This window comes from Saccharibacillus sp. CPCC 101409, from assembly GCF_030518235.1.
Taxonomy (GTDB): domain Bacteria; phylum Bacillota; class Bacilli; order Paenibacillales; family Paenibacillaceae; genus Saccharibacillus.
The window spans coordinates 107,825-132,030 of the sequence record NZ_JAULSA010000007.1 but is presented as its reverse complement, the minus strand read 5'-3'; the positions used below and the strand labels follow the sequence as shown (position 1 = coordinate 132,030).

The 24,206-nt window shown below is 59.4% G+C and carries 21 protein-coding genes; 11 read left to right on the top strand and 10 right to left on the bottom strand.

Annotated features, from left to right (window positions below; translation table 11 throughout):
• Window positions 1-99: 99 nt before the first annotated feature.
• Both QWJ34_RS16420 and QWJ34_RS16415 read left to right on the top strand, forming a co-directional pair.
• Window positions 100-1,959, top strand: a complete 1,860-nt coding sequence (locus QWJ34_RS16420) for a glycoside hydrolase family 13 protein (RefSeq protein ID WP_302729453.1) — start codon at window positions 100-102, stop codon at window positions 1,957-1,959.
• A gap of 158 nt (window positions 1,960-2,117) precedes the next feature.
• Entirely contained in the window at window positions 2,118-2,474 is a 357-nt protein-coding gene (locus QWJ34_RS16415; RefSeq protein ID WP_302729452.1) for a hypothetical protein, read from the top strand.
• Window positions 2,475-2,542: 68 nt separating this feature from the next.
• On the opposite strand, the gene QWJ34_RS16410 is transcribed toward QWJ34_RS16415, so the two are convergent.
• Window positions 2,543-3,031, bottom strand: a complete 489-nt coding sequence (locus tag QWJ34_RS16410) for a GNAT family N-acetyltransferase (RefSeq protein ID WP_302729450.1) — start codon at window positions 3,029-3,031, stop codon at window positions 2,543-2,545.
• A gap of 50 nt (window positions 3,032-3,081) precedes the next feature.
• Window positions 3,082-3,591, bottom strand: coding sequence for a GNAT family N-acetyltransferase (locus tag QWJ34_RS16405; RefSeq protein ID WP_302729448.1), 510 nt, complete (start codon window positions 3,589-3,591; stop codon window positions 3,082-3,084).
• A 162-nt stretch (window positions 3,592-3,753) separates the two neighbouring features.
• Here QWJ34_RS16405 and QWJ34_RS16400 point away from each other — a divergent pair, with 162 nt between their 5' ends.
• The 4 genes from QWJ34_RS16400 to QWJ34_RS16385 all read left to right on the top strand — a co-directional run bounded on the left by QWJ34_RS16400 (window position 3,754) and on the right by QWJ34_RS16385 (window position 6,264).
• Window positions 3,754-4,437 carry a serine/threonine protein kinase gene (locus QWJ34_RS16400; protein ID WP_302729446.1) on the top strand — a complete coding sequence of 228 codons (684 nt, stop codon included), beginning with the start codon at window positions 3,754-3,756 and terminating at the stop codon, window positions 4,435-4,437.
• A gap of 207 nt (window positions 4,438-4,644) precedes the next feature.
• Entirely contained in the window at window positions 4,645-5,169 is a 525-nt protein-coding gene (locus tag QWJ34_RS16395) for a MarR family winged helix-turn-helix transcriptional regulator (protein WP_302729445.1), read from the top strand.
• The gene (locus QWJ34_RS16390) at window positions 5,166-5,816 is read left to right on the top strand and encodes a hypothetical protein (protein WP_302729444.1); all 651 of its coding nucleotides are present in this window, start codon (window positions 5,166-5,168) and stop codon (window positions 5,814-5,816) included. Before QWJ34_RS16395 ends, QWJ34_RS16390 begins: the two co-directional genes overlap by 4 nt.
• Window positions 5,809-6,264, top strand: coding sequence for a hypothetical protein (locus QWJ34_RS16385; protein ID WP_302729443.1), 456 nt, complete (start codon window positions 5,809-5,811; stop codon window positions 6,262-6,264). Before QWJ34_RS16390 ends, QWJ34_RS16385 begins: the two co-directional genes overlap by 8 nt.
• 8 nt (window positions 6,265-6,272) lie before the next feature.
• On the opposite strand, the gene QWJ34_RS16380 is transcribed toward QWJ34_RS16385, so the two are convergent.
• The 3 genes from QWJ34_RS16380 to QWJ34_RS16370 form a co-directional block, all read right to left on the bottom strand.
• Window positions 6,273-6,464 carry a hypothetical protein gene (locus tag QWJ34_RS16380; RefSeq protein ID WP_302729442.1) on the bottom strand — a complete coding sequence of 64 codons (192 nt, stop codon included), beginning with the start codon at window positions 6,462-6,464 and terminating at the stop codon, window positions 6,273-6,275.
• Window positions 6,465-6,539: 75 nt separating this feature from the next.
• A complete protein-coding gene (locus QWJ34_RS16375; RefSeq protein ID WP_302729441.1) occupies window positions 6,540-7,268 on the bottom strand; it encodes an amino acid ABC transporter ATP-binding protein in 729 nt (242 codons plus the stop codon).
• Window positions 7,261-8,739 (bottom strand): amino acid ABC transporter substrate-binding protein/permease, encoded by a 1,479-nt coding sequence (locus QWJ34_RS16370; protein WP_483314281.1) that lies wholly within the window; start codon window positions 8,737-8,739, stop codon window positions 7,261-7,263. Before QWJ34_RS16370 ends, QWJ34_RS16375 begins: the two co-directional genes overlap by 8 nt.
• A gap of 160 nt (window positions 8,740-8,899) precedes the next feature.
• On the opposite strand from QWJ34_RS16370, the gene QWJ34_RS16365 reads away from it, so the two are divergent.
• On the top strand, window positions 8,900-9,313 hold the full coding sequence (locus QWJ34_RS16365; RefSeq protein ID WP_302729440.1) for a hypothetical protein: 414 nt from the start codon (window positions 8,900-8,902) through the stop codon (window positions 9,311-9,313).
• 84 nt (window positions 9,314-9,397) lie between these two features.
• The gene (locus QWJ34_RS16360) at window positions 9,398-10,537 is read left to right on the top strand and encodes an NADH-dependent flavin oxidoreductase (RefSeq protein ID WP_302729438.1); all 1,140 of its coding nucleotides are present in this window, start codon (window positions 9,398-9,400) and stop codon (window positions 10,535-10,537) included.
• A gap of 374 nt (window positions 10,538-10,911) precedes the next feature.
• Here the strand turns inward: QWJ34_RS16360 and QWJ34_RS16355 are convergent, their stop codons facing one another.
• The gene (locus tag QWJ34_RS16355; protein ID WP_302729436.1) at window positions 10,912-11,595 is read right to left on the bottom strand and encodes a transcriptional regulator; all 684 of its coding nucleotides are present in this window, start codon (window positions 11,593-11,595) and stop codon (window positions 10,912-10,914) included.
• Window positions 11,596-11,906: 311 nt separating this feature from the next.
• On the opposite strand from QWJ34_RS16355, the gene QWJ34_RS16350 reads away from it, so the two are divergent.
• On the top strand, window positions 11,907-13,370 hold the full coding sequence (locus tag QWJ34_RS16350; RefSeq protein ID WP_302729434.1) for a sensor domain-containing diguanylate cyclase: 1,464 nt from the start codon (window positions 11,907-11,909) through the stop codon (window positions 13,368-13,370).
• 442 nt (window positions 13,371-13,812) lie between these two features.
• Here QWJ34_RS16350 and QWJ34_RS16345 read toward each other — a convergent pair whose 3' ends face one another.
• From QWJ34_RS16345 to QWJ34_RS16330, 4 genes are all read right to left on the bottom strand, one after another.
• Complete coding sequence (locus QWJ34_RS16345; protein WP_302729433.1) at window positions 13,813-15,933, bottom strand: alpha-amylase family glycosyl hydrolase; 2,121 nt, start codon at window positions 15,931-15,933, stop codon at window positions 13,813-13,815.
• Entirely contained in the window at window positions 15,930-16,772 is an 843-nt protein-coding gene (locus QWJ34_RS16340) for a sugar ABC transporter permease (RefSeq protein WP_302729431.1), read from the bottom strand. The genes QWJ34_RS16345 and QWJ34_RS16340 overlap by 4 nt, the downstream gene beginning before the upstream one ends.
• Complete coding sequence (locus QWJ34_RS16335) at window positions 16,769-18,133, bottom strand: sugar ABC transporter permease (RefSeq protein WP_483314280.1); 1,365 nt, start codon at window positions 18,131-18,133, stop codon at window positions 16,769-16,771. The genes QWJ34_RS16340 and QWJ34_RS16335 overlap by 4 nt, the downstream gene beginning before the upstream one ends.
• Window positions 18,134-18,239: 106 nt before the next feature.
• Window positions 18,240-19,574 (bottom strand): sugar ABC transporter substrate-binding protein, encoded by a 1,335-nt coding sequence (locus tag QWJ34_RS16330; protein ID WP_302729429.1) that lies wholly within the window; start codon window positions 19,572-19,574, stop codon window positions 18,240-18,242.
• Window positions 19,575-20,175: 601 nt separating this feature from the next.
• On the opposite strand from QWJ34_RS16330, the gene QWJ34_RS16325 reads away from it, so the two are divergent.
• Both QWJ34_RS16325 and QWJ34_RS16320 read left to right on the top strand, forming a co-directional pair.
• The gene (locus tag QWJ34_RS16325) at window positions 20,176-21,213 is read left to right on the top strand and encodes a LacI family DNA-binding transcriptional regulator (protein WP_302729427.1); all 1,038 of its coding nucleotides are present in this window, start codon (window positions 20,176-20,178) and stop codon (window positions 21,211-21,213) included.
• A 279-nt stretch (window positions 21,214-21,492) separates the two neighbouring features.
• The gene (locus tag QWJ34_RS16320; protein WP_302729425.1) at window positions 21,493-23,862 is read left to right on the top strand and encodes a glycoside hydrolase family 65 protein; all 2,370 of its coding nucleotides are present in this window, start codon (window positions 21,493-21,495) and stop codon (window positions 23,860-23,862) included.
• The last annotated feature ends 344 nt before the right edge of the window (window positions 23,863-24,206 follow it).

Below are 24,206 nucleotides of genomic sequence, written 5' to 3'. Positions count from 1 at the left end.
CTTTACTTTTTTGTGGGTATACCATCGTGTCGGTCGAACAAAACGTTTGCGCCGCTGTTTACCGCAATTCCTATCAAACCTATTCCTGGAGGGACCCCCATGCTGCTTGAAGCGATAGAACACCGGCCGAAGATGAACTGGGCTTACACGATCGACAACGAAACGATTCAACTGCGTATCCGCACGAAAAAAGACGATGTGGAGCGCGTGTACGTGGTTGGCGGAGACAAATACGCGTGGGAGCGCACGCGCGGCGAAACGCCGATGCGCATTTTTGCGTCCGACGCGCTGTTCGATTACTGGGAATGCGATATCAAGCCGCCGTACCGGAGGCTGAAATACGGCTTCAAGCTGGAAAGCGGCAGCGAGCAGGTATGGATGAACGAAGACGGTTTCCATTTCGAGGAGCGCACCAATTCGGACGACTTCTACGAGATCGCCTATATCAATCCGGAAGACGTGCTGCAAACGCCGGACTGGGCGAAGAACGCCGTGTTCTACCAGATCTTTCCCGAGCGCTTCGCCAACGGCGATCCGTCGACCGATCCGGAGAACGTGCAGCCGTGGGGCGGCAAGCCGGAGACGGACAACTTTTTCGGCGGGGATCTGGAAGGCGTGCGCCAGCACCTCGATTACCTGACCGACCTGGGCGTCAACGCGCTCTACTTCACCCCGATCTTCAAAGCGCCGAGCAACCACAAATACGACACGGAAGATTATTTGCAGCTCGATCCGCATTTCGGCGATATCGACACGCTCAAACGCCTGATCGAAGAATGCCACGGACGCGGTATTCGCGTCGTGCTGGACGCCGTGTTCAACCACTCCGGCCGGACGTTCAAGCCGTTCGTCGACGTCAAGGAAAACGGCTCGGACTCCGCCTACGCCGACTGGTTCCATGTCCGCGAATTCCCGGTTGACGTAAAAGACGGCATCCCGACGTACGAAACGTTCAGTTTCGAGCCGAATATGCCGAAGTTCAACACCGGGAATCCCGAGGTCAAAAAGTACCTGCTCGAAGCGGCGCATTACTGGATCGGCGAGATCGGCTTCGACGGCTGGCGGCTGGACGTGGCGGACGAAGTGGATCACCGCTTCTGGCGCGAATTCCGCACCGCTGTCAAGACGGCCAAGCCCGACGCCTATATCGTGGGCGAGCTGTGGCACGAAGCGACGCCGTGGCTGCAGGGCGACCAGTTCGATTCCGCGATGAACTATCCGTTTACGTACGCGGTGCGGGACTTCGTGGCGCTCGGCAAAACGGACGCGCGCAAATTCTCCTACTCCCTGTCCAAGCAGCTCGCGCGCTATCCGCTGCCGGTCAGCCAGGCCGCGTTCAACCTGCTGGACAGCCACGATACGGAGCGGATGCTGACCGTGGCGGACGGCGATAAAAACAAGCTCAAGCTTGCCGTCGCCATCCAGATGACGTATCCCGGCACGCCGTGCGTCTACTACGGCGACGAGATCGGACTCGACGGCGGAGCCGACCCGGAATGCCGCAAGTGCATGGAGTGGGACGAGTCGAAGCAGGATCTGGACCTGCGCGATTTCTACAAAAAAATGATCGCCCTGCGCCTTGAGCACGGCGCGCTGCGCACCGGCCGCTTCGATATCCTGCTGGCCGAAGAAGGCGGACGGACGCTTGCGTACCGCCGCTCCGACGACGACGGCAAGTTTGTCGTCGCGCTGAACGTATCCGACGAAGCGCGGACGATCGAAGTCGAAGAAGACGGATCGTGGACCGTGCTGATCGCGGGCGGAGCCGGCGAGATCAAAGCGCGGAGCGGCGAAGGCGGGCAATCCGCCGGCCGCGCGCTTCAAGGCGAAGTCGCGACGACCGGCGAAGCGGCGCAGAGCGCCGGCGGTTCCGATCGGAGCGAATCGCTGCACGCCGCCAGCGGCCGCCTGGCGATCGAACTGCCGGCGCACGGCTACGCGGTGCTGCGGGCGGAGTAAGCGCAGGAGACGCGCTGGACGAACAGCCTCCAGTCCACTTACGAAGTGGACTGGAGGCTTTTTTGCTGCGTATCGGCGTCCGTAAAGCGGGTAATTCAAAATAGAACGAGGAATTTGCCGGGCAGCCTGCTCGAATTAATCAGTAGGAGGACTCTGTTATGAGCGTTCAAATCGACACCAATCCACCGGATAGACCCCCGTACTTTTTTATCAAGCTGATGCTCGCTCTCGGCCCGACTTCGCTGATGCTGATCGCCCTGGTTCAGTGGTTTCCCAATACCGGTCTTGGCCGAATTCTGACGATTCCGCTTACTTATCTGCTCAATCTGGTTGTCATCCTGCTCGCGTTTATGATCGCGCAGAAGCTGGGACGACGGTCCACTCGAATCGTCTGGATTGTCGCGATCGCGATCACGCTGGCAATCACGGTCAAACTGTATCCGCAGGAATACCAGCCGCCCGTGACGCAGCAGATCTGGGACAGACTGAACGGACGGGCGGAGCCGGAATCGTAATTCATGCTGTCGGAAGTGCAACGAGCCGCAGCCGTGTTTGCATTTTGACGCCCCGTCCCATTCGACTTTTATTTCATCTCGAACAGCTGAAACCGGCGTCCTTCCTCCATCTTCTCGATCAGCGGCAGCGTTCCGGTCAGATCGAAGATAATCCGGTCCCAGAACCGCTGCGCCGGGAGATTATTCGCCAGCTGGTGCAGGCCCCAGCGGCCGGTTTTCGTTTCGAATACCAGCCTCGCGGCTTTCGATCCCACGCCGCGGCGGCGATATTTGCGCATGACGAAGAACTGCGACAGATATGCCGCTTCGTTGTCCCAGAATTCGTGCACCATGGCGAAACCGGCGATCCGGCCCTCGGCCAGAATAAAGTACGCCGCGTCGCCGCCCCACTTTTTCCAATATAATTCGAACTCCGGAAACTGCGGATATGTCCCGTCGGGGCGCACATCCATATCCGTGAACTCGCTGAAATCGTACAGATACAGCTGCCACAGCTTTTCAAACGTTTTGCGGTCCCCGCCTTTGGCGCGTCTGATTTCCACTTTGCCGATGTCCATTGCAGAGTCCCCTAGTCGTATGTCATATAGTAATCCGTTATGTTAAGGCTTTATAATTCGATCCAGTATTTGCAGGAATCGCCCGGCCGTTCGTCCGGTTCGCCGCCGCAGCGTTCGATAATCCGGCGCGAAGCCGCGTTGCCCGCGTCGCACGTCAGCAGCACACGATCCAGTCCGATATTCCGCGCCTCGCCGAGCAGGCTGCGCAGCATATCGACCCCGTATCCTTTGCCCCGCTGCGAAGGACGGATCGCGTATCCGATATGTCCGCCGTGCTCGCGCAGCGCCTCCGTCAGTTCGAAGCGCAGCTTGCCGTAACCGACCGGAACGTCGCCGTCGTACAGCCAGTAGATCCGCTGCCGCACCAAGCCCGGAGGAAGATTGTCGCCTTCGGCAATCTGCGCGTTTTCCCGCAGCTTCTGCGCGTATCCCTGTTCCGTTTCGCTGTACAGTCCGTTGACGAACCCGTTTTCCCCCGGTCCCATTTCACGGATCATTTCTGCGATTTCCGGCGTTTCCTGCTCCTGCAGACGTCTTAACCTGATGTTTCGTTCATTCATGAAAACGCCTCCTTTTCAAAGTCGGTGTATCCTCTAATTTACCAAACGCTTCCGCAAAAATCTATTCGCCCAGAGCGAAGTTGCTTCGCGTTCACGCCCGGACTATGATAGGAGCAAGCTCGAAAAAGTCCAATCGCCCATATCCTCCGAGGAGTGAACGACATGATCGAAAGCGGCGAACAAGAACCGTCTATTCGTTTGATCGAAGATACACTGCTGCCGGAGCTGAAGCTGGAAAGCGTCGATCCATTCAATCCGGTCGTGGTCGCTCGGGTTCCGGAAGGCTGGACTGCACTCGGAACGGGCAACTACGCCGCCGTGTTCGAACACGGCGCCCTGCCCGGCAAAGTCGTCAAGGTCTACGCTCCGGGCCGTCCGGGCTGGGCGGAAGAATGCGGCGTCTACGAGAAACTCGGCCCGCATCCCGCCTATTCGGTAATGTACGCGGCGGGCATACTGGGCGAACACGACTATCTGCTGCTCAAGAAACTCGAAGGCAAGACCTTTTATAACTGCTTCCGCGACGGTACGCGCATTCCGCTGCAGGCCGTGCGGGACATCGACGACGCGCTGGAGTACGCCCGTTCCCGCGGCCTCAACCCGAAAGACGTCCACGGCAAAAATGTCATGCTCAAAGACGGACGCGGCCTGGTGGTGGATATTTCGGACTTTCTCCAGGACGGCCCGTGCGTGATGTGGGCGGACTTCAAAAAAGCCTACTACCGGCTGTATCGCCCGCTTATGCCCCGCCGCCCCGTCCCGCTGCCCGACTGGGTGATGGACACGATCCGCTTCCTGTACCGCCGGCTGCGCCGCAAAGCGCGGCTGGACGGGCGCATTACCTGAGAAACGCCTGCGGAATACCCGGTGCGTTTCGTCGTTTTTCTTTTTCGCCTTCCTCCGATCGGTTTTTCTTTCGGAGGAAGTTTTTTTTATGCCAAAAAATAGTTGCAATCCGCAACCATTAGGTTTATGTTGGTTACAAACAGCAACTATTATTGCTTATTGCCCGCTTCAGACCGCATTTTATCGTTCAAAGGAGAGTGAAAGCTTATGAATAAAAATCGGCCGGACACGCCGGATTCTTCGCCCGACGAAACGGCTGCGGATTTCGGTTTGTTCGATATCGAACAGGCGCTGGGATTCGTCCTGAACCGGGCGGCGATCGTGATGCGCATGCGGCTGACCGCCATGTTCCGTTCCGCCGGTTACGAGATGTCGACCGAAGAATTCGTCATCCTCGCCCGATTGTGGGCCAGGGACGGCATGTTCCAGTCGGAGATCGTCGAGCAGACGCTCAAAGACAAGACCCGCGTGACCCGCCTGCTCGGCGGCCTAATCATGCGCGGCTGGATCGAGAAAAGAACCGACGAGAACGACCGGCGCAATTTCCGGGTGTATTTGACGGAAGAAGGACGTTCGCTCAGACCGGCGCTGCTGCCGCTTGTCGCGGCGGTGATCGCGGCCGGTTCGGCGGATATTCCGCAGGAAGATCTGGACACGACCGTACGCACGCTGCGCAGGATATTCGACAACCTGAGCGGAGCGGCGGAACCGAAAGGAGACGATTACCCGTGAGTACGATTCCGGGAACGACATCAGCCGAACAAATCGAACCGCCGAGCGGCGCGCAAACGGCCGGCGGCGCGGATACCCTGACCCTGGCGCGCAGGCTGACCTGGCTGACCTTCGCGCTTTGCCTGGTCGTCACCGGCGCTGTGGCGGTTTACGAATTTGCCGGCCTTCCTTCCGCGGCGCTGGTCGGCTCGGCGGGTCTGCTGGCCGTCATCGGCTGGCAGGCCGCCGAAACGAAGCGCATACGCGTGCCGGCCGCTTTTATAGCGCTTTATCTGCTGCTTGCGATGAGTCTGCTGGTTCAGCATGCGGAAGAATTCGCTTTTCGCGGCGCGGGAACCGGAACCTGGTTCTCCGTCTCCGGCTTCGCGGTGTATTCGATCGGCGCGGCGGCGCTGTTCATGCTCGGCGCGTCCGCTCTGTCTGTCCGGCACCCGCTCGGCGCGTGGGCGGCCTGGCTGGTCTGCATCTGGGCCGTACTGCAAAGCCTGGCCCATTACCTGTATCCGCTGTTTGCGTCCGGACGGTATGTCTATATTCCCGGACAGGCTCTGGCCTGGATTCCGCTGCTGATCGGATTGTACGGGCTGCTGCGGCTGATGAGTCCCGCTTCGAGACTTTTCCGCAAAGGAGGAGATCGTCATGACTGATCCGCGCAAACGCTACGCGGTCGGCGTCGCGCTGTTTATCGCGGTGTACGCGATTCTGTTCTACGCCCAGGCCGGGCTGCGGCCGATGCTGATCGTCTGCGGCTCGATGGCTGGCGGCATGGTCCTCTGGCTCAAAACGACTTTCCGCACTCCAGTGGATACCTCGCGGCTGCTGCCCGTTTACCTGCTGACGCTGGCCTTGTTTTTTCTGCATATCACCGAAGAGTTTATCACCGACTTTCCCGGCGGCATCAATTCGATCTTCGGCTCGGTTTGGTCGACGCGAGATTTCGCCCTGCTGATCGCCCTGCTCGGCCCGGTCGTCTGGATCGCCGGCGCCGTCGGTCTATATTACCGCAATCCGGTCGGCTATTATCTCGCCTGGTTCGTATTCTTCGGCATGCTGATTGGCGAGCCGACGCATTACCTGATCTTCCCGATCGCCTAGGGCGGCGGCTATGAATACTTTTCGGGCATGTGGACCGCGCTGTTCCCCATGATCCCGGCCGTGTACGGCGTCTGCCTGACGCTGTGGGAAGTCAAACGCAGACGGGCTCTGACAAACTCCGCGCCGGCCGCCGCCGACTCCCCGGCTTCTTCCGGCACGCCCTCGTCTTCCGCTCCCGCCGGAAGATAATTGCGTTCCACGATTCGCCCCGCTTTCCTTTCCGCGTACGCCAAAAGACGGCCCGCACAATGCGGCGCCGTCTTTGTTTACTGCTTTTACAAGACCTTTTCCAAAAAGCTGATCGTCCGCTCGTGCTTCGGATTCCCGAACACCTGCTCCGGCGTGCCTTCTTCCACGATATAGCCGCCGTCCATAAAGATCACCCGGCTGCCGACTTCGCGGGCGAAGCCCATCTCGTGCGTGACAATAATCATCGTCATGCCTTCGCGCGCCAGATCCTGCATGACGCCGAGCACTTCGCCGACCATCTCCGGGTCGAGCGCGGAGGTCGGCTCGTCGAACAGCATCACGTCGGGATTCATCGCCAGCGCGCGGGCGATCGCCACGCGCTGCTTCTGTCCGCCCGACAGCGACGCCGGGTAGGCGTTCGCTTTGTCGACCAGGCCGACGCGTTCGAGCAGCGCCATCGCCTGCTTGTCCGCTTCGGCTTTGGTTTGCTTTTTCAGCTCGATCGGCGCGAACGTGATATTCTGAAGCACCGTCTTGTGAGGGAACAGGTTGAAGTTCTGGAACACCATCCCGATATTTTCGCGAATTTTGTTGATGTCCGCTTTCTTGTCGCTGAGGTCGTAATCGTCCACGATCACTTGTCCTCCGCTGATTTCTTCAAGCAGATTGAGACAGCGCAGGAATGTGCTTTTGCCCGAACCGGAAGGCCCGATTACGCATACCACTTCGCCTTCCATCACTTCCATATCGATGCCTTTGAGCACCTCGTTGCTGCCGTAACTTTTTTTCAGGCCGACGACTTTGACTTTATCCACGGCTTATTCTCCTTTCGAGACGATCGGCGATCTTGGTCAGAATCGTGATGACGATCAGGTACATGACGGCGATGGTCAGATACACGTCGAACGTCTGATACGTCCGCGCGATAACCAGTTTGCCCGACTGCGCCAGCTCGACCAGACCGATAATCGACAGAATCGACGTATCTTTGAGCGTAATCACCATCTGGTTGATAAACGAAGGCACCATCACTTTGATCGCCTGCGGCAGAACGATCTTGCGCATCGTGTTTGCATAAGGAACGCCGAGCGAACGCGCCGCTTCCATCTGCCCTTTGTCGATCGACTGGATGCCGCCGCGGATAATCTCCGTAACGTAAGCGCCGGCGTTCAAGGTCAATGTCAGGACGGAAGCCTGCCAGATCTCCATTTTGAAACCGAAAGCCTGCGGAATGGCAAAGTAGATAAAGAAAGCCAGAATCAGCAGCGGAATGCCGCGGAAAATATCGACGAATACCGTTGCGATACCGCGCAGTACTTTATTGTGGCTGACTTTCATCGAACCGAAGATCAGGCCCAGAATAAAAGCGAAGACCAGCGAGACGATCGTGTACAGCAGCGTATTGCCGAGACCTTTCATGAAGGCGGGCATGGACTGCCAGATCAGCTCCAGGCGGTTGGCCTGCGGAGCGGCTTGCTCGCCGTCGATATCCGCGCCCGATGCCGCATCGGCCGAACCCAGATATTTGGCGATGATCTCGTCATACTGACCGCTGCTTTTCAGCTCGGCCAGCCCCTGATTGAACATTTGCATCAGCTCCGGATTCCGGCCTTTGTTGACCGCGAATCCGTACGAACCGCCTTTTTCCTTGTCCGTGACGGTCTTGATCCCGTTGCCCTGCTGAATGCCGTAGGCGAGTACCGGGTAATCTTCGAACAGCGCGGCCGAGCCGCCGGCTTTCACTTCGTCGACCAGCTGCGAGGAGTCGTCGAACGTAACGAGCGCAAAACCGTACTTGCCGCGGATCGATTCGGCGAAAGTTGCGCCTTCCGTGCCCGCTTTGACGGCAACGCGCTGGCCGCGCAGGTCTTCGTAGCTCTCGATCGTATAGTTATTCGCCGCGACGCCCATCATCGGGCCCGCTTCGAAATACGAATCGGAGAAATCGAATACCTTTTTGCGCTCGTCCGTAATGCTCATGCCGGCGATCACGCCGTCCACGTTGCCCGACTGAAGCGCTTGAAGCGCCGCGTTGAAGCCAAGCGATTGAATCTGGACTTTAAAACCCTGATTGTCGGCAATGGCGTGAATTAAATCCATGTCGATGCCGACGAAGCTGCCGTTCGCATCCTGATACTCGAACGGCGCGAACGTCGTGTCGGTTCCGATGACGTAAGTCTTCCCCGATCCGGCGGCGTTTACGGGTGCCGGCGCCAGACTTCCCGCGAACGAGAAGAGGAATACCAGCAGAACCATGAACCCCGTTAATTTTTTGTTTATACGCATAACTTTCCTCCAGTCGCTTTCCGCGGCTTTTGAATTTTTCTCTCCATTTTACATGAGCTGTGAGCTATTGACTATGCTTCCTTATAGAAAATTTTGATAAGCGGGATAAACGGGGGTTATTCTAACGCCCTCTCCCTTGTTATATAACACAACGTGTAACGTGGATAAACGCTGGGAAAAATATAAACCGAATCTTGAACGTTGGAAGTCTATTTTTGACCGCTTATTTGTGTTTTCTTTTAAATCCTTATCCTTCATTCATCCAAAAATCAGACGCGCTCCCGAAGAAACCTTCGACAATCGTTCTTTTCCTTTAACCGAAAACGATATCCCGGCTGAACGACGCTTTTTTCGATTTCCGCAAACCGATATCCGGCCTCTGAACGATCTATTCTTCCGTTCAAAGGATTTACTCTTCTTCAAAGGCGTTTCTCCTGGAAAAGGTAAGCGTTCTCTTCGATCTTTCTCTTCTTCTCGTCGAGTCTTCCGCTTCCCGCCAACCCAAAAGCCGGACAGAAAAAAATTCAAAACTTTTTCGCCCGACCTCCGCAATCCGGCGATCATGTCAGGTTGATAATGCCGCTCTTACTTACTATAATATATCTATGCGTTTTTAATAAGTTTTTTGCAGCTCATTTTCCGAGGAGGAACTTTCCATATGACCACCAATCCGAAATACGCCCGTCTGTTCGAAAAGGTACAGCTGAACGACGGCATCACTTTGCAGAACCGAATCGCAATCGCTCCGATGACGCACTCTTCTTCCAACCCGGACCTGAGCGTTTCCGACGCTGAATTGAGCTACTACGAACGCCGCACCGGCAAGCTGGGACTGGCGATTACCGCCGTCGCTCACGTAACGCCGGGCGGAATCGGCTTTAAGAACCAGTTCGCCGCTTTCGGCGCAGAGAATCTGGACGGTCTGAGCAAACTTGCGGCCTCGCTGAAAAAAGGCGGAGCCAAAGCCGTGCTGCAAATCTTCCACGCCGGCATCCAGGGCCCCCGTGCCATCGTGCCGAACGAAGACGTAGTGGGCGCGAGCGCGATCGAACTGCAGGACGGTTCGCAAGCGCGCGAGCTGTCCGCGGGCGAGATCGATTCGATCGTGTCGGACTTCGGCCGCGCGACCGAACTGGCGATCGAAGCCGGCTTCGACGGCGTGGAGATCCACGGCGCAAACGGCTACCTGATCCAGCAGTTCTTCTCCGGCTGGTCCAACCGCCGCGAAGACAAATGGGGCGGCAGCGTCGAGAAACGCCTGGCGTTCCCGCTGGCCGTCGTCGACGAAGTACAGCGCGCAGCCGCCGCGAAGACCAAAGAACCGTTTATCGTCGGCTACCGCTTCTCGCCGGAAGAACCGCACGAAGAAGGCATCACGATGGACCACACGGTCACGCTGCTGGACGCGCTTGCCGGCAAAAACCTGAGCTATCTGCACGTGTCGCTGATGGAATATGCGTCCAAGCCGCGCCGCGGCGGCGACCTGAACCGCACGCGCCTGGAGCAGATCGTCGAAGCCGCCAAAGGCACGCCGGTCGTCGGCGTCGGCTCCGTACACACGCCGGACCAGGCGATCGAAGCGCTGGAACTGGGCGCCGCCATCGTCGCCTTGGGCCGCGAGCTGATCGTCGAGCCGGACTGGGTCGAAAAAGTCGAAGCCGGCCAGGAAGCCGACATCGCCGTCACCCTCACCAAAGACGACCAGCAGCGCCTCGTCGTGCCCGATCAGCTCTGGGGCATGATTATCGGCATGCCGGGCTGGTTCCCGGTTGTCGAGACGGAAGCCGCGGCGGAGTAAAGCGGCGTTTGGGAGAGGCGGGGCGCAGCGCTTGAGAGGCGAAGTAAAGCGCTAAAGAGAGGCGGCGCAGTCCTAACCGTACTCCAGCCGCGCAGCCGCTGCTCCCGGAGCGCTTTTTGCTCCAATAAACCGCATACGCAAACAGGACCCCCGAATACGCCGTTTGGCGAATTCGGGGGGTCTTTTTGCGAATCAAAAACTCGGCCTCTGCCTCTAACGGAACTCAGAGACGCTAATCCCCCGTTTTGCCCTCTTCTTTTTTCTAACGGAACTCAGCGCGCTTAATAGCATGAATCCTACTCGAAAACATACGAAATTACCGAAATAGCGCATCCTCGTTCCGTTAGAATTTCAACTTGCCAATTTTCCGCCGATTAAGGTCGCTGAGTTCCGTTAGCCTTCCCTCGTCCCTTCATCCGGTATGTGCGATACCGCTGCGTGCCACTCGCCACCTCCAGCAGTTCCCGACGCGCGAGCGTATGAAGAACCGTCCGCGCATGCCGATCCGTCACCCGCAGATGCCCGGCCAGCTCGCCCGCTCCAAAAGGAGCCAGCCGGCGGCGGGCGTAGCGCAGCGTTTCCTCTTCGAGCCAGGACAGTTCTTCCGCCGACGCCGCATACGACAGAAACCGGCCGACGAACGCCAGTACCAGCTGCCGGCAGCGCTCCGGTTCTTCGCGAATCGACAGGAAAGCCACATGCAGCAGCGTCCAGCCTTCGAGTCCGAGCAGACTGTGCCGCCAGCACAGATCTTTAAACCGTCTTGTGTCCAGGTCGCGCGCGTGCGAAGCATAACCGTGGATCTCGATCGCGCCTTTCGCGCCGCCCGGGCAGTAAGCCAGATCGATATAACGGCAGCCTCCGTGGTAATCGCGCACCTCCAGCTCGGCATGCAGATCGTCCAGATTCCCTATCGCCGGAACCCAGATCTGCCGCAAAAACTCCACCGTCCCGTGCCCCGGCCCGCGCTCCAGCAGTTCTTTTCTTCGAGGATTTCCTTCTCCCTCCGCCTGCTTCAGCAGCCATTCATCGTACATTCGCTCAAAATCCGCCGCCATCTTCTTCTCCCCCTTATCGACGCAAAAACGCCGCCCCGATACCTTGAGTATCGAAGCGGCGTGTGCTTCACGTCCGTATAGCCCAAGTGTAACGCCGTGCGGGGGAGTTGGCAATATGGGTCAGGCAGCCGCCAGCCTCCCCTCCTATAGAATCCAGTTTTTTTCATCCGGGGTACTACGGCGTTTATCCCCCCTTTTTCTCATTGCGTTTTTTCCAAAAAACACCTAATGTTATGATTATCGAAACATCTGTTCACTGGCTTCGCATCCCAACGACCCGCTTATCTTTTCCCGGGGAAAGGAAGGCTTTTTTGAATATTTTATTTTATAACGGTACTCAGGATCAGCTTTTCAAGATCAGTCCTCGGCAGCGCCGCGTTGCCTTGACCCTGTCCGTGCTGCTTGTCTTGTTCACGTTCGGCATTCTGCCGTTCGCCTATACCCGTCTTCCGCAGCTGGCTTCTTTTTTTCCCGTGCTCAGCGCATGGGGCGTGTCCGGCGACATCCTGACTTCATTTATCCTGTTCAACCAGTTTCGCGCGGCGCGCATCCGGCCTTTGCTGCTGCTGGCCTGCACGTATTTGTTTACCGGCATCATGAGCCTGTTCTATTTGATTGCGCTCACCGACTCCCTTCCGAAGTCCGGACCGTTTATGCCCGGCTTGCAGTCGTCGGCGTGGCTCTGGTGCTTCTGGAACATCGGTTTTCCGGTCGGCATTCTGCTGTTCGTTTTCTCGATGCGGGCGCAGAGCCGGACGGTTCCCGTCAAACGCCTGCCGCGCGAGCTGTTCATCGGGATCGGCATCACGCTGGCGGCCGCGGCTGCGCTGTTCGTCTTTGCGACGGTGGGACGCGATCTGCTGCCTATCATTATCGAGAGCGGCAATTATAAAAAGCTGATGACTTCCGGCGTCGGACCGGTGATCGGACTCATCAATATGACCGCTTTTATCGCCGCCGTCCTGCCGAATAAAAGACGCGGCGTGCTGCGGATCTGGATCGGCGTCGCAACGCTGGCGTTTACCCTCGGCGTTATGCTCAGCATGGCCGCCGGCCAGCGCTATACGCTCGGCTGGTACGGCTCGCGGGTCGATTCGCTGATTGCGTCCATCGTGGTGCTGCTGGCGATCATCAGCGAGGTGAATAAACTGTTCGTGCGCTTGACCCGGCAGCACGAAGAGCTGGAAGAGTCGCAGGGCGCGCTGGAAGAAGCGAACGAACAGCTCAAAGAGCTGTCCGACCGCGACAGTCTGACCCGTATTCCCAATCGGCGCAAATTCGACGAAACGCTTACGCAGGAACTCGAAGCGCCGCAGCGGGAACACGAGTCGCTGTCGCTGCTGATGATCGATATCGACTACTTCAAAGCGTACAACGATCATTACGGTCATCTCGGCGGCGATATGGTGCTGCGCAGCGTCGCGATGAGGCTCGAATCGGAAGCGGAAGCGCACTTCGGCTTCGCGGCCCGCTACGGCGGCGAAGAATTCGCGGTGATTCTGCCGATTCACGGCGAGCTGGAAACGCAGCAGATCGCCGAGCTCCTGATCGAAAGCGTGCGCTCGCTGGCGATTCCGCATCATTACTCGGGCGTGTCCCGGCATATCACCATCAGCGTCGGCGGCTTCACGCTCAGTCCCGGCGAAACGATGAGCGCCCACGACCTGATCGGCAAAGCCGACGCCGCCCTCTATCAGGCCAAAGCCCAGGGCCGAGCCCGGTTCGTGTCCGCTCATTCGGAGTGTCCCCGGCAAGTGATCACAACGAGGACCTGACGATCGGATTGGGATTAAGGAGATTGACCGGAACCGCGCGCTTTGAAGAAGAATAGAAGATAATAGAGCCGGTTTGCTTATGTAAAAAAGCCGGCTACCGCGTATGGCGAACAGCTACGTTGCCGAAAAAGCAGCGTGGAACGCTAAAATTGAGTTTTAGCGGAGCTTCGTTGCCGATTAGGCAACGTAGAACTGATTTCGAGGCGCAAAAAGACCAAATCGACGCTCCAGGTTGCTTTTCCGTCAACGTAAGCAAAATAAAAACAAAAAAACGGCCGCTACATTGCTTAAAGAGCAGCGTAGCGGCCTTTTTGGTTAGCTGCGGGCAATCCCGGAAGCAGTCGGATGCAAAAGCCGAGCCGAGCCGAGCCGAGCCGAGCCGAGCCGAGCCGAGCCGAGCCGAGCCGAGCCGACTCATTGTAAAAGGTCGGCCCGCGCAAAGTCAACGCCCCAGTACCGCCGAAGCATGCGGCGGCAGCGTAAGGGTACCGCTTGCCGCGTCCAGCTTCGCGGCCGGGTCGGTCGTCTTCAGCAGACGGCCGAATTCGGCGGACTCGTCCGCCGCGGAAGCGGATGCTTCTCCGCTTCCGGATTCGGGCGGCTCCGCGGAAGCCGAACCGCCCTGCGCTTCGGCGATCGCCAGCGTCAGCGGCTCGCCGGAAAGATTGTGCAGCACCAGCAGGCGCTGCCCGGCCGCTTCGCGGACGAAAGCGGCGGCGCGGTCGTCGCCGGGATCGTACGCTTCGAGCGCGCCGCTTTGCAGCGCGGGCAGTTCGCCGCGCCACGCAATCAGCGTCCGGTAGCGCGACAGCAGCGAATCCGGGTCGCCGGTCTGGGCGGCGACGGTGGCGGCGCCCGGCGTGGATGCCGGGCCCGGCGCGCCGCTTGCGCCGCCGCCAGTTCCGCCCCGGCCGCTGCCGGCCGCTTCGCCTGCGCCTCCGGCAGAACCGCTTTCGCCTTGCGCGGACTGCGTTCCGCCGGAGGCGGTCTTGTCGCTGCCGCTCTCCTCCGCGGCGCTCGCGTTGGCGACGAGCGGTTCCCAGCTCGTCTGCCCTTTATCCGCGCCGGGCGAATCCCACAGCATCGGCTCGCGGATCTGCTCGTCCGGCTTGGCGCCGAGCATGCCGATCTCTTCGCCGTAATAGATGAAAGGATTGCCCGGCAGCGTCAGCAGCAGGGCGGCGGCCGTTTTCATCTGCTCGGCGCTGCCTCCGAGCTGCGTCATCACGCGGTCCTGATCGTGATTGGTCAGGAAGATCGCGTCGACGAAGCTCCCGCCGGACGCTTCGCCGAACAGCCGGTAATAATCCGGCAGACGGCTGAGGACGCTGCCGATGCGGCCGCTTTTGACCGCGCCGACCAGTCCTTCGGCCAGGCCGAAGTCGAAACCGGAATCGAACGCTTCATCTAAATAAGGCGCGACGGCCGCCGGGGAATTCTCCCAGATCTCGCCGACCAGATACACGCCCGGATTGGACTGCTCCATCGCGGCGCGGAACTCCTGCCACCACGCGACGTTCTTCCGCGTCGTTTCCGGACTGCGGTCGGACACCGAGTCTTCGTAAATATGCTTGGCGGCGTCCAGCCGGAAGCCGTCCAGGCCCAGATCCAGCCAGTGCCGTCCGGACTGGATCATCGCGCCGCGCACGTCCGGATTGTCGAAGTTCAGATCCGGCATCCCGTCCCAGAACGTGCCCATATAATGGCTGCCGTTCTTCTCGTGCCACGGATTGCCGCTGCCCGCCGCGCTTTGGCCCTGGGGCTCTTTCCCTTGATCTTCCGCCCAGACGTACCAGTCGCGATGCTCCGCTTCTTTGCCGGAAGCGGCATCTTTGAACCACGGATGCTCGCTGCTCGTATGATTGACGACCAGGTCCATGATGACCTCGATGCCGCGCTTGTGCGCTTCGTCGATCAGCCTGCGCAGATCTTCTTCCGTGCCGTAATCGGGATCGACCTTCCCGTAATCCGTCACGTCGTAGCCGTGATAACTCGGCGACTCCAGAATCGGCATCAGCCAGATCCCGCCCACGCCCAGATCGTCCGTCGTCGACGGATCTCCGTCGTTCAGATAATCCAGCTTCTCCGTCAGCCCGTTCAGATCCCCGATCCCGTCTCCGTCCGAGTCATAAAATGAACGCACAAATACTTCATAATAAACCGTCCCCGGCTGCTCGTCCAATTCGCCCGCGGCCTGTGCGGCAGCGGCAGCGGAACCGTCTCCGCCGCCCGCCGTACCGCCGGCTTCCGAATCGGCCGGCGCCGACGTCCCCGTCCTCTTCTCGCCGCCGGCCGCGCCGCGACCGCCATCCGGCGCAGTTCCCGAACAGCCCGCAGCAAGCGCAGCCAGCAGCAGCGCCGCCGCGAGCGCGGAGAAGCGCCGCGACCTGGCGGTGCGCAGCGGCTGGAAGGCCGCGAAGCCTTCCCGATCGGACCCTCCGCCTCGGCCGCCCGGCGCCTCCGTGCCGACCGACGCCGTGCGCTGCGCGCGCCGAAACTCCCGCCGAACCGCCTGCGCGCCGCGCCCGCCAACCTTTTTCCAAGCGCCGCCGCTCCTCCTCATCCTTTGGTCGCCCCCGCCGTCAGCCCCTGCACCAGGAAGCGCTGGAGGAACATGTACAGGATCGTGATCGGGATCGCCACCAGTACCGAGCCGGCCGCAAACAGCGTGAACTCCGTGCTCGAATACGTGTTGACCATCTCGTACAGCCCGACCGCCAGCGTCCAGTTCTCGCGCGAGCGCAGGATGAGGCGGGCGAAGATGAAGTCCACCCACGCGCCGGTAAACGTCGTCAGCGCGATATACGTGATGATCGGACGCGACAGCGGCAGGATAATCGCGGTAAAGATCTTCCAGTGACCCGCCCCGTCGAGCAGCGCCGATTCTTCCAGCGCGCGCGGGATGGTGTCGAAGAATCCTTTGGCCACGAACATTCCCAGCGCCGCCCCGGCCGTATACACCAGCACGAGCGCCCACGGCGAATCGAGCAGGTTGAGCTGGAGCAGCATCAGGTAGATGGCGATCATGCTCATAAAGCCCGGGAACATGCCGAGAATCAGCACGGTCGTCATGGCGGTCTGCCGGCCTTTGAACCGGAAGCGCGACATGGCGTACGCCGTCAGCACCTGGATGATCGTGCCCAGCACCATGCTGGTAACGGCGATCTTGAGCGTGTTCCAGTACCAGCTCAGGTAAGGCAGGTCTTTGTCGGCGTGGCTGAGAAACAGGTCTTTGTAATGATCGAGCGTCAGCTGCCGCGGGATAAACGTTTCGCTGTACAGCGAATCGCCGGCCTTGAGCGAAGACATGACGATCCAGATCGCCGGATAGACGGACGCGATCGCGATCAAAGCGAGCAGGATGTAGCTGAGCGTGAGTTTGAGACTTCTGCGGCTCTTCATTGGATCATATCCTCCTCTTTGTACGACCGGCTTCTCCGGTAATTCCAGATCGAGAACGAAGCGATAATGATGAAAATAATAATGCCGACCGCCGACGCGAAGTTGTAGCGCTGGTTGTCGAGCGTAAGCTTATACAGCCACGTGACGAGCAGGTCGGTGCTGCCCGCGAACGAATACTCGCCGTTGGCCGGCTGGCCGCCCGTCAGCAGGTAGATCACGTTGAAGTTGTTGATATTGCCCGCGAACTGCATAATCAGCACCGGCGTCGTCTGGAACAGGACAAACGGCAGCGTGATCGCGCGGAATTTGCGGAATGAAGACGCGCCGTCGATATCGGCCGCTTCGTACAGGTCTTTCGGGATCGACGTCAGCACGCCGAGCACGAGGATCATCGACACCGGAATGCCGATCCACATATTGACGAGCAGCACGGTGACTTTGGCCCAGAACGGATCGTTCAGCCACGGCAGCCCGCCGAGTCCCATCCAGCGCAAATACTGGTTGATCGGCCCGAACTGGTCGTTGAGCAGGTTCTTCATCACAAGCAGCGAGATAAACTGCGGAATCGCATACGGGATAATGAACACGGTGCGCCAGAACGCTTTGAAGCGGATGCCGTGCTGCTCGATCAGGAGCGCGACGAAGATGCCGCCGAAGTATGTGGTGATCGTCGCCAGAATCGCCCAGATGACCGTCCATGTCAGCACGCCGAAGAACGTATGGCTCCACGCTTTGAGCGTCAGCAGGTTCTTGAACGTGGCGAAGCCGACCCAGTCGACGAGATTCTTCGGCGGGATATGATCGGGCGCCGCATAGTTGGTGAACGCGATCAGGACCATGAACAGGATCGGCAGCACCGTGAAAAAGAGCACCCCGACCGTCGGCAGCGACAGCATCAGATAAGGAAAACCTTTGTCCGAAGCATAGCGCAGCGTTTCGCGGACCGTCGGCGCGGCATTGCCCTGTTCGCGCAGCCGGCCCACTGTGTACGCGTCGCGTACGTTCAAGATGTAGAACGCGATGAACAGCGCGAGAAACAGAAATGCGACAAGCCCGTAAATCATCATAAAAATCGAGTGGTCGCCCGGCACGTTTTTGTACAACCGGCCGACTTTCTCCAGATGCGCCGGCGTGTCCCCGAGCGTAATCAGTCCCGCCAGGTTGGCAGACAAACGCGTAACGATAAAATAAATGCCGAGCGCTTCCGCCAGCAGGAACAGCGCGCCTTTGACGTACTGCCGGTTATACAGCTGGCCGAGCCCCATGCAGAGCACCGACAGCCAGGCCGCCGAGCGCGCGTGTCCGCCGCCGCGGGCGCCGCTTCCTCCTTCCGGAAGATCGGCCGTTTTGGATGGGTTCATCGGATAGTCCGTCCTTTCCCCGCCGAACATCCGGCAGACCACCGGCGGTCCGCCCAAGGCGTCCGCGCGGTGGTCTCAAGCCGGCCGGCGTTATGCTTATAAATGGTTATTGTCCGGTCGTGATATTGCTCTTCATCTGTTTGACCATGTTGTCCATCGCTTCTTTCGGATCTTTGCCGTCGTTCCAGATCGTGGAGATGGCGGCTTCCATCGGCGACCAGTACTGCGCGATCGCCGGAATGGACGGCATCGGCACGGATTTCTCGAACTGCTGCAGGAATACGCTGGACAGCGGATCGTTCTTCACCGCGTCGGACGAAGCGGCTTCGGTGTTGGACGGCAGCGAGCCGGTCATTTCGAAGTTCTTCTGCTGGCTTTCCGCCGACGAAGCGAAGTTCGCCCACAGCTTGGCGGCGTTCGGGTATTTGGTGTCCGCGCTGACGTAATACGCTTTGACGCCGGAGAACGGAGTCATGTCTTTGCCGTTTGGCAGCTTCGGATACATCGCCACCGCCAGGTTCGGCGTGGATTCCTTGAGCGACGCGATATCCCACGGGCCGCTGATGTTCATGGCGAGTTTCTTGTCGGCGAACAGCGATTTCTTGATGTCGCCGTTGATGTCGGACGTCTTGAGCGGCAGAATATCATGCAGCCCCTGGATAAACGCCGCCGCTTCGATGCCCTGCTCGTTGTTCAGACCGATATCGGTCGGGTCGGTGCCGTCCTGGCCGAAGATGTACGAGCCGAAGCCTCCGAAGAACGGGAACGCGTAGTAGCCGTTGGCGACTTCCCACATGATGGCGTACTTGTTCGCGGCTTTGTCGGTAAACGTGCCGGAGAATTCTTTGACGCCGTCCCAATCGGCCGGAACACTGTCGATCAGGTCTTTATTGTAGAACACGGCGGTCGTTTCGACCGACTTCGGATAGCCGTACAGGATGCCGTCGTACGTCAGCGCATTGACGGCCAATTCGCTGTTGTCCGCGCGCGTTTCTTCTTCGAACCAGTCGTTCGGCATCAGGATGCCGGCCGACGCGCCCTGACCGACCTGGTCGTGCAGGCCGGCGAATACGTCGGCGCCCACACCCGCCGGACCGTCCGTCACCATCTGGGCCATCGCTTTATCGGCGCCTACTTCGCTGAACTGGACTTCCACGTTGTATTTTTCTTTAAAAGCGGCCGCCCGGTCTTCGATAAACGCTTTCTGGTCGCCGCTGTCCCAGACTTTGAGCACCGCGCCTTCTTCCGGCAGCAGTTCTTCGTCTTCCGCCGGCTGCGCCGCCGGATCGTCCGTCGTGCCGTTATCCGTCGTCGCGGCCGTGCCGCCCGTGTTGGGCGAGTCCGTGCCCGTAGTCTGCGACCCGCTTCCTCCGCATGCCGTCACCATCAGCGCCAGAATCAGCGCAACGACCAAAATCCCCCATTTTCTCGTACCCCGCATTTGACTGCCACCTTTCCGTTTTGTTTGGACGCTTCGCGCCCCGTTCTGTCCGCAGACCGATCCGGCAGATTCACATCGCGTTAGTGCAAACGTTTGTCCCAAAGACCGCAGAACTTCCCCTTGGTTCGGCTATGTATTGCGGTCGTTCGAATTCTCGCGCCTATTTCGTATGTATTTCCGCTTACCGCCTGCTCTGAAACTGCTCTGCGACTGCTTCCAACCTGTGTCCACGCCTTCGACCCCTTGTAAAAATTTGAAGAAAGCGCTTTTATTCCTTCCACATCATAGCCGATTGTTTGTCATTGTTAAAACGTTTGCACAACTTGTATTTCCTCGTTTTGTCCGCTTTCTTGCTTTGTTTCTTTTCCCTGCTTCCTTTTTCTCGTCCATGCTGACTTTTTCGCGACCGCTCAGGAAAGATTTTCAACCTTTTGCAAATCTTCCGGGAAATGTCCTTCTGCTTCACTCGGCGCCGGCGCGGGTTGTAAATTGGAAAAGCGCATTTACAAGGTTCGCGCTTTGAATTAACATGAAGGCACACCGAAAGCGCCTTCCCGCCCGGAAAAGCGCGGCAAGCGGCACCGAAAAAGGAGGCTGTCCATTGTCCGTCACCATCAAGGACGTCGCCAGAAGAGCGGGCGTTTCGCCGTCCACCGTGTCCCGGGTTCTCTCCAATCATCCGCGCATCAGCGCCGCAACGGCGCGCAAAGTGCGGGAGATCATGGAGGAAATGGGTTATCATCCGAACCTGATGGCGAAAAGCCTTGTCTCGAAGACGACAAAAAGTATTTGCGTGATTCTGCCGAAGCCGGCGGAAGAACTGTTTTTGAATTTGTTTTTCATGGAGCTGATCCGCGGGATCGTCGCCCAGGCGGCGCGTTCCGGCTACGACGTGCTCATCAGTTCCGGCGCGAACGAAAGCGAGGAAGTCGAAGCGGTCGCGCGGCTGGTCAACGGCCGCCGCGTCGACGGCGCGGTGCTGCTGTATTCGCGCAAAGACGATCCGGTCGTGGAATTCCTGCAGGAGCGGAAATTCCCGTTCGTGCTGGTGGGGCGCAGCGAGCGCCATCCGGATATCCTGTCGGTCGATACCGACAACGTCCAGGCGGCGTACGACGCGGCGCGGCACCTGATCTCGCTCGGGCACGAGCGGATCGGCTTCGTCGGCGGGCCGCCGAACATGGTCGTGTCCATCGACCGGATGGAAGGCTACCGGCGCGCGCTCGAAGAAGCGGGGCTGCCGTTTCGCCGCGACTGGGTCGTCGAAGGCGAGTTCCTCCAGGACAGCGGCTACCGCGCCATGTCCCTGCTGATGAACCTGCCCGAGCGGCCCAGCGGCATGCTGGTTGTGGACGACTTCGTCACGTTCGGCGTGATCCGCGGCCTGAACGAGCTGGGCTACAAGATTCCCGGCGATCTCAGCATCGTCAGCTTCAACAACCTGGCGCTGGCCGAGCTGTCCAGCCCGCCGATCAGCAGCGTCGATATCGGCATCTATCACCTGGGCTACACCGCGTCGCAGACGCTGATCCGCTGGATCGAGGCTTCGCCCGAAGAGCGGACGCCGGTGCGGCATATCATCCCGCACCGGCTGATCGTGCGCGAATCTTCGCTGTACGCGCCCGGCGGCAAAGCCTGATGGCGCGATCGCCGCGCGTATCGCCGCGCCGAACAAGCCCGCTCGAGCAGCGGACGCCGCTATGCGGTTCGCCGGACCGAAAAGGCCGGCGAACCGCAATCGCCGCAGCGCGAGCCGGTTAACCCGGCTCGTTCCGTACGCTTTGCTTTATCCGTTTAATCCGTTCGGCTGTACCGCCCGGCCGGAAGCGGAAGCCCTGGCGCTCCCGCTTCCGGTCAGGTTTTTAATAAATCGTTCAAACGTTTGCACATCTTCATCGACAAGGAGAGATCACCGCACATGAAACCCTATCTGAAAGTCAACGAATGGCGCATCGTGGAAGAAGGCTTCGATCCGGCTTTGAACGAGGTTTCGGAAAGTGTATTCAGCATCGGCAACGGTTATATGGGCCAGCGGGCCAACTTCGAGGAGCAGTACGGCGGTCCGTCGCTTCAAGGCAGCTATATGGCGGGCGTGTACTATCCGGACAAAACGCGGGTCGGCTGGTGGAAAAACGGCTATCCCGAGTATTTTGCCAAAGTGCTGAACTCCGTCAACTGGATCGGCATCGACGTCGAAGTGGACGGCGTGCAGCTGGATCTGTCGCAGTGCGAGGTGCAGAACTTCACCCGCACGCTGGATATGCGCGAAGGCACGCTGAGCCGTTCGTTTACGGCCGTGCTGCCGGGCGGGCGCCGGCTGCGCGTGGAATCGCTGCGCTTCGTCAGCGTGCCGTTCAAGGAAATCGGCGCGATCCGCTACGCCGTAACGCCGCTCGACGGACCGGCGCAGCTCAAGCTGACGCCGTATCTCGACGCGGACGTCGTCAACAAGGACTCCAACTACGAGGAGAAATTCTGGGAAGAGATTGCGCAGGAAGCCGGCGTGGATTACGCGCGGGTCGAAGTGAAGACCCGAAAGCTCGATTTCCGCGTCGCTTCGCATATGCGCTACGATCTGGAAGCGGCGGATGTGCGAAGCGGCGGCGCCGGACAAGCGGACGCGGACAGCGCGGACGGTTCCGATCAGCCCGAAGGCGAGATGCACGTCGAAGCCGACACGCATACGCGCGGCAAGTTCGCCGGCCTGTCGCTTTCGCTGCGCGCCGAAGCGGATCAGACGATCACGCTGTATAAATATGCGGCGCACGTCACTTCGCGCGACCATGCGCCGGAGACGCTCGCGGACAAAGCACGCGAGTTCGCCGAAGACGCTCAGGAACGCGGCTTCGACGCGCTGCTTGCCGCCCAGCGCGAAGCCTGGGCCGAGAAATGGCGCGACGGCGATATCGCCATCGAAGGCGACGCCAAAGCGCAGCAGGCGATCCGCTTCAACATTTTCCAGCTTCACCAGACGTACACGGGCGAAGACGACCGGCTCAATATCGGGCCCAAAGGCTTCACGGGCGAGAAATACGGCGGCAGCACCTACTGGGACACGGAAGCGTACTGTTTGCCGTTCTATCTCAGCACCGCCGATTCGAGCGTCGCGCGCAATCTGCTGATCTACCGCTACAAACACCTCGGCAAAGCCAAGGAAAACGCGGCCAAGCTGGGCTTTTCCAAAGGCGCGCTCTACCCGATGGTCACCATGAACGGCGAAGAATGCCACAACGAATGGGAGATCACGTTCGAAGAGATCCACCGCAACGGCGCGATCGCCTACGCCATTTACAACTATGTCGAGTACACCGGCGACACGTCCTACCTCGGCGAATACGGATTCGAAGTGCTGGCGGAGCTGTCGCGTTTCTGGGAAGAGCGGGTCAACCATTCCGAGCGCAAAGGCTATATGATCCTCGGCGTCACCGGCCCGAACGAGTACGAGAACAATGTGAGCAACAACTGGTACACCAACCGCATGGCCGCCTGGACGCTGGAATATACCGGACAGGTCGCCGCCGAGCTGAGAAAAAACGAGCCGGAAGCGTACGAGGCGCTCATTAACCGCATTTCGCTGAGCGAAGCCGAACTCGGCAAGTGGGCGGATATTTCGAAAAATATGTATCTGCCGCAGGACGACGAACTGGGCGTGTTCCTCCAGCAGGACGGTTTTCTCGACAAAGAAATCCTGCCGGTGTCCAAGCTCGACGCCCACAATCTGCCGCTGAATCAGAAATGGTCGTGGGACCGCATCCTGCGTTCGTGCTACATCAAGCAGGCGGACGTGCTCCAGGGTCTCTTTTTCCTGGGCGACCGCTACGATCTCGATACGAAAAAGCGCAACTTCGACTTCTACGAGCCGATCACCGTGCACGAATCGTCGCTGTCGCCGTGCGTGCACGCCATCCTGGCGGGCGAACTGGGCTATACGGACAAAGCGTACGAGATGTATCTGCGCACCTCGCGGCTCGATCTGGACAACTACAACAACGACACCGAAGACGGCTGTCATACGACCAGCATGGCCGGCACGTGGATGTCCGTCGTGCACGGCTTCGGCGGCCTGCGGGTGCGCGGCGGACGCCTCGTGCTGAACCCGTTCAGCCCGGAAGAATGGACGTCGCTGTCGTTCAAAGTCGGCTTCCGCGGCGCGCGTCTCAAAGTCACCGTAACCGGCGGCAGTACCGTCGTCGAGAACGAAAGCGAGTCGCCGGCTTCGCTGACGCTGTACGGTCGTGAGGTCGAAGTGCCGGCCGGCGGCAGCGTTTCGGGCGAGCGCGAAGCTTAAGCCGTTCCCGGGACCGGCGATGCAGGCGGTTTGAACGGTAAAACCAGGCGGGAAAACCGGGCGGGCGAAACCGAACATCCGACGGAGGGGATAGAGGCCGGTCACCCGTTCCGTGTTTGCCGGCCGGCCAGGGCGTCCCTTTTGCGGGGACGTCCTTTTTGGCGCGGCTGCCTTCTCCGTTCAACCCAACGCGCTCTTCTTCTCTAACACGCTCCTCTTCGCCAACGCACTCTCCTTCGCTAACGCGCCGCTCTTCGCTAACGGAAATCAGCGACGTTAATCGAGGGTTTGAGCCTGCTTTTCCAACCTGACGGAAGCCAGCGACGTTAATCGGCCCGCGACCC

Coding starts and splice junctions, on each gene's coding strand:
- QWJ34_RS16420 (WP_302729453.1), top strand. CDS start 100: ATGCTGCTTGAAGCGATAGAACACCGGCCGAAGATGAACTGGGCTTAC.
- QWJ34_RS16405 (WP_302729448.1), bottom strand. CDS start 3,591: ATGAATGAACGAAACATCAGGTTAAGACGTCTGCAGGAGCAGGAAACG.
- QWJ34_RS16345 (WP_302729433.1), bottom strand. CDS start 15,933: ATGAGGAGGAGCGGCGGCGCTTGGAAAAAGGTTGGCGGGCGCGGCGCG.
- QWJ34_RS16340 (WP_302729431.1), bottom strand. CDS start 16,772: ATGAAGAGCCGCAGAAGTCTCAAACTCACGCTCAGCTACATCCTGCTC.
- QWJ34_RS16335 (WP_483314280.1), bottom strand. CDS start 18,133: ATGAACCCATCCAAAACGGCCGATCTTCCGGAAGGAGGAAGCGGCGCC.
- QWJ34_RS16320 (WP_302729425.1), top strand. CDS start 21,493: ATGAAACCCTATCTGAAAGTCAACGAATGGCGCATCGTGGAAGAAGGC.
- QWJ34_RS16355 (WP_302729436.1), bottom strand. CDS start 11,595: ATGGCGGCGGATTTTGAGCGAATGTACGATGAATGGCTGCTGAAGCAG.
- QWJ34_RS16395 (WP_302729445.1), top strand. CDS start 4,645: ATGAATAAAAATCGGCCGGACACGCCGGATTCTTCGCCCGACGAAACG.
- QWJ34_RS16410 (WP_302729450.1), bottom strand. CDS start 3,031: ATGGACATCGGCAAAGTGGAAATCAGACGCGCCAAAGGCGGGGACCGC.
- QWJ34_RS16415 (WP_302729452.1), top strand. CDS start 2,118: ATGAGCGTTCAAATCGACACCAATCCACCGGATAGACCCCCGTACTTT.
- QWJ34_RS16400 (WP_302729446.1), top strand. CDS start 3,754: ATGATCGAAAGCGGCGAACAAGAACCGTCTATTCGTTTGATCGAAGAT.
- QWJ34_RS16330 (WP_302729429.1), bottom strand. CDS start 19,574: ATGCGGGGTACGAGAAAATGGGGGATTTTGGTCGTTGCGCTGATTCTG.
- QWJ34_RS16370 (WP_483314281.1), bottom strand. CDS start 8,739: ATGCGTATAAACAAAAAATTAACGGGGTTCATGGTTCTGCTGGTATTC.
- QWJ34_RS16360 (WP_302729438.1), top strand. CDS start 9,398: ATGACCACCAATCCGAAATACGCCCGTCTGTTCGAAAAGGTACAGCTG.
- QWJ34_RS16385 (WP_302729443.1), top strand. CDS start 5,809: ATGACTGATCCGCGCAAACGCTACGCGGTCGGCGTCGCGCTGTTTATC.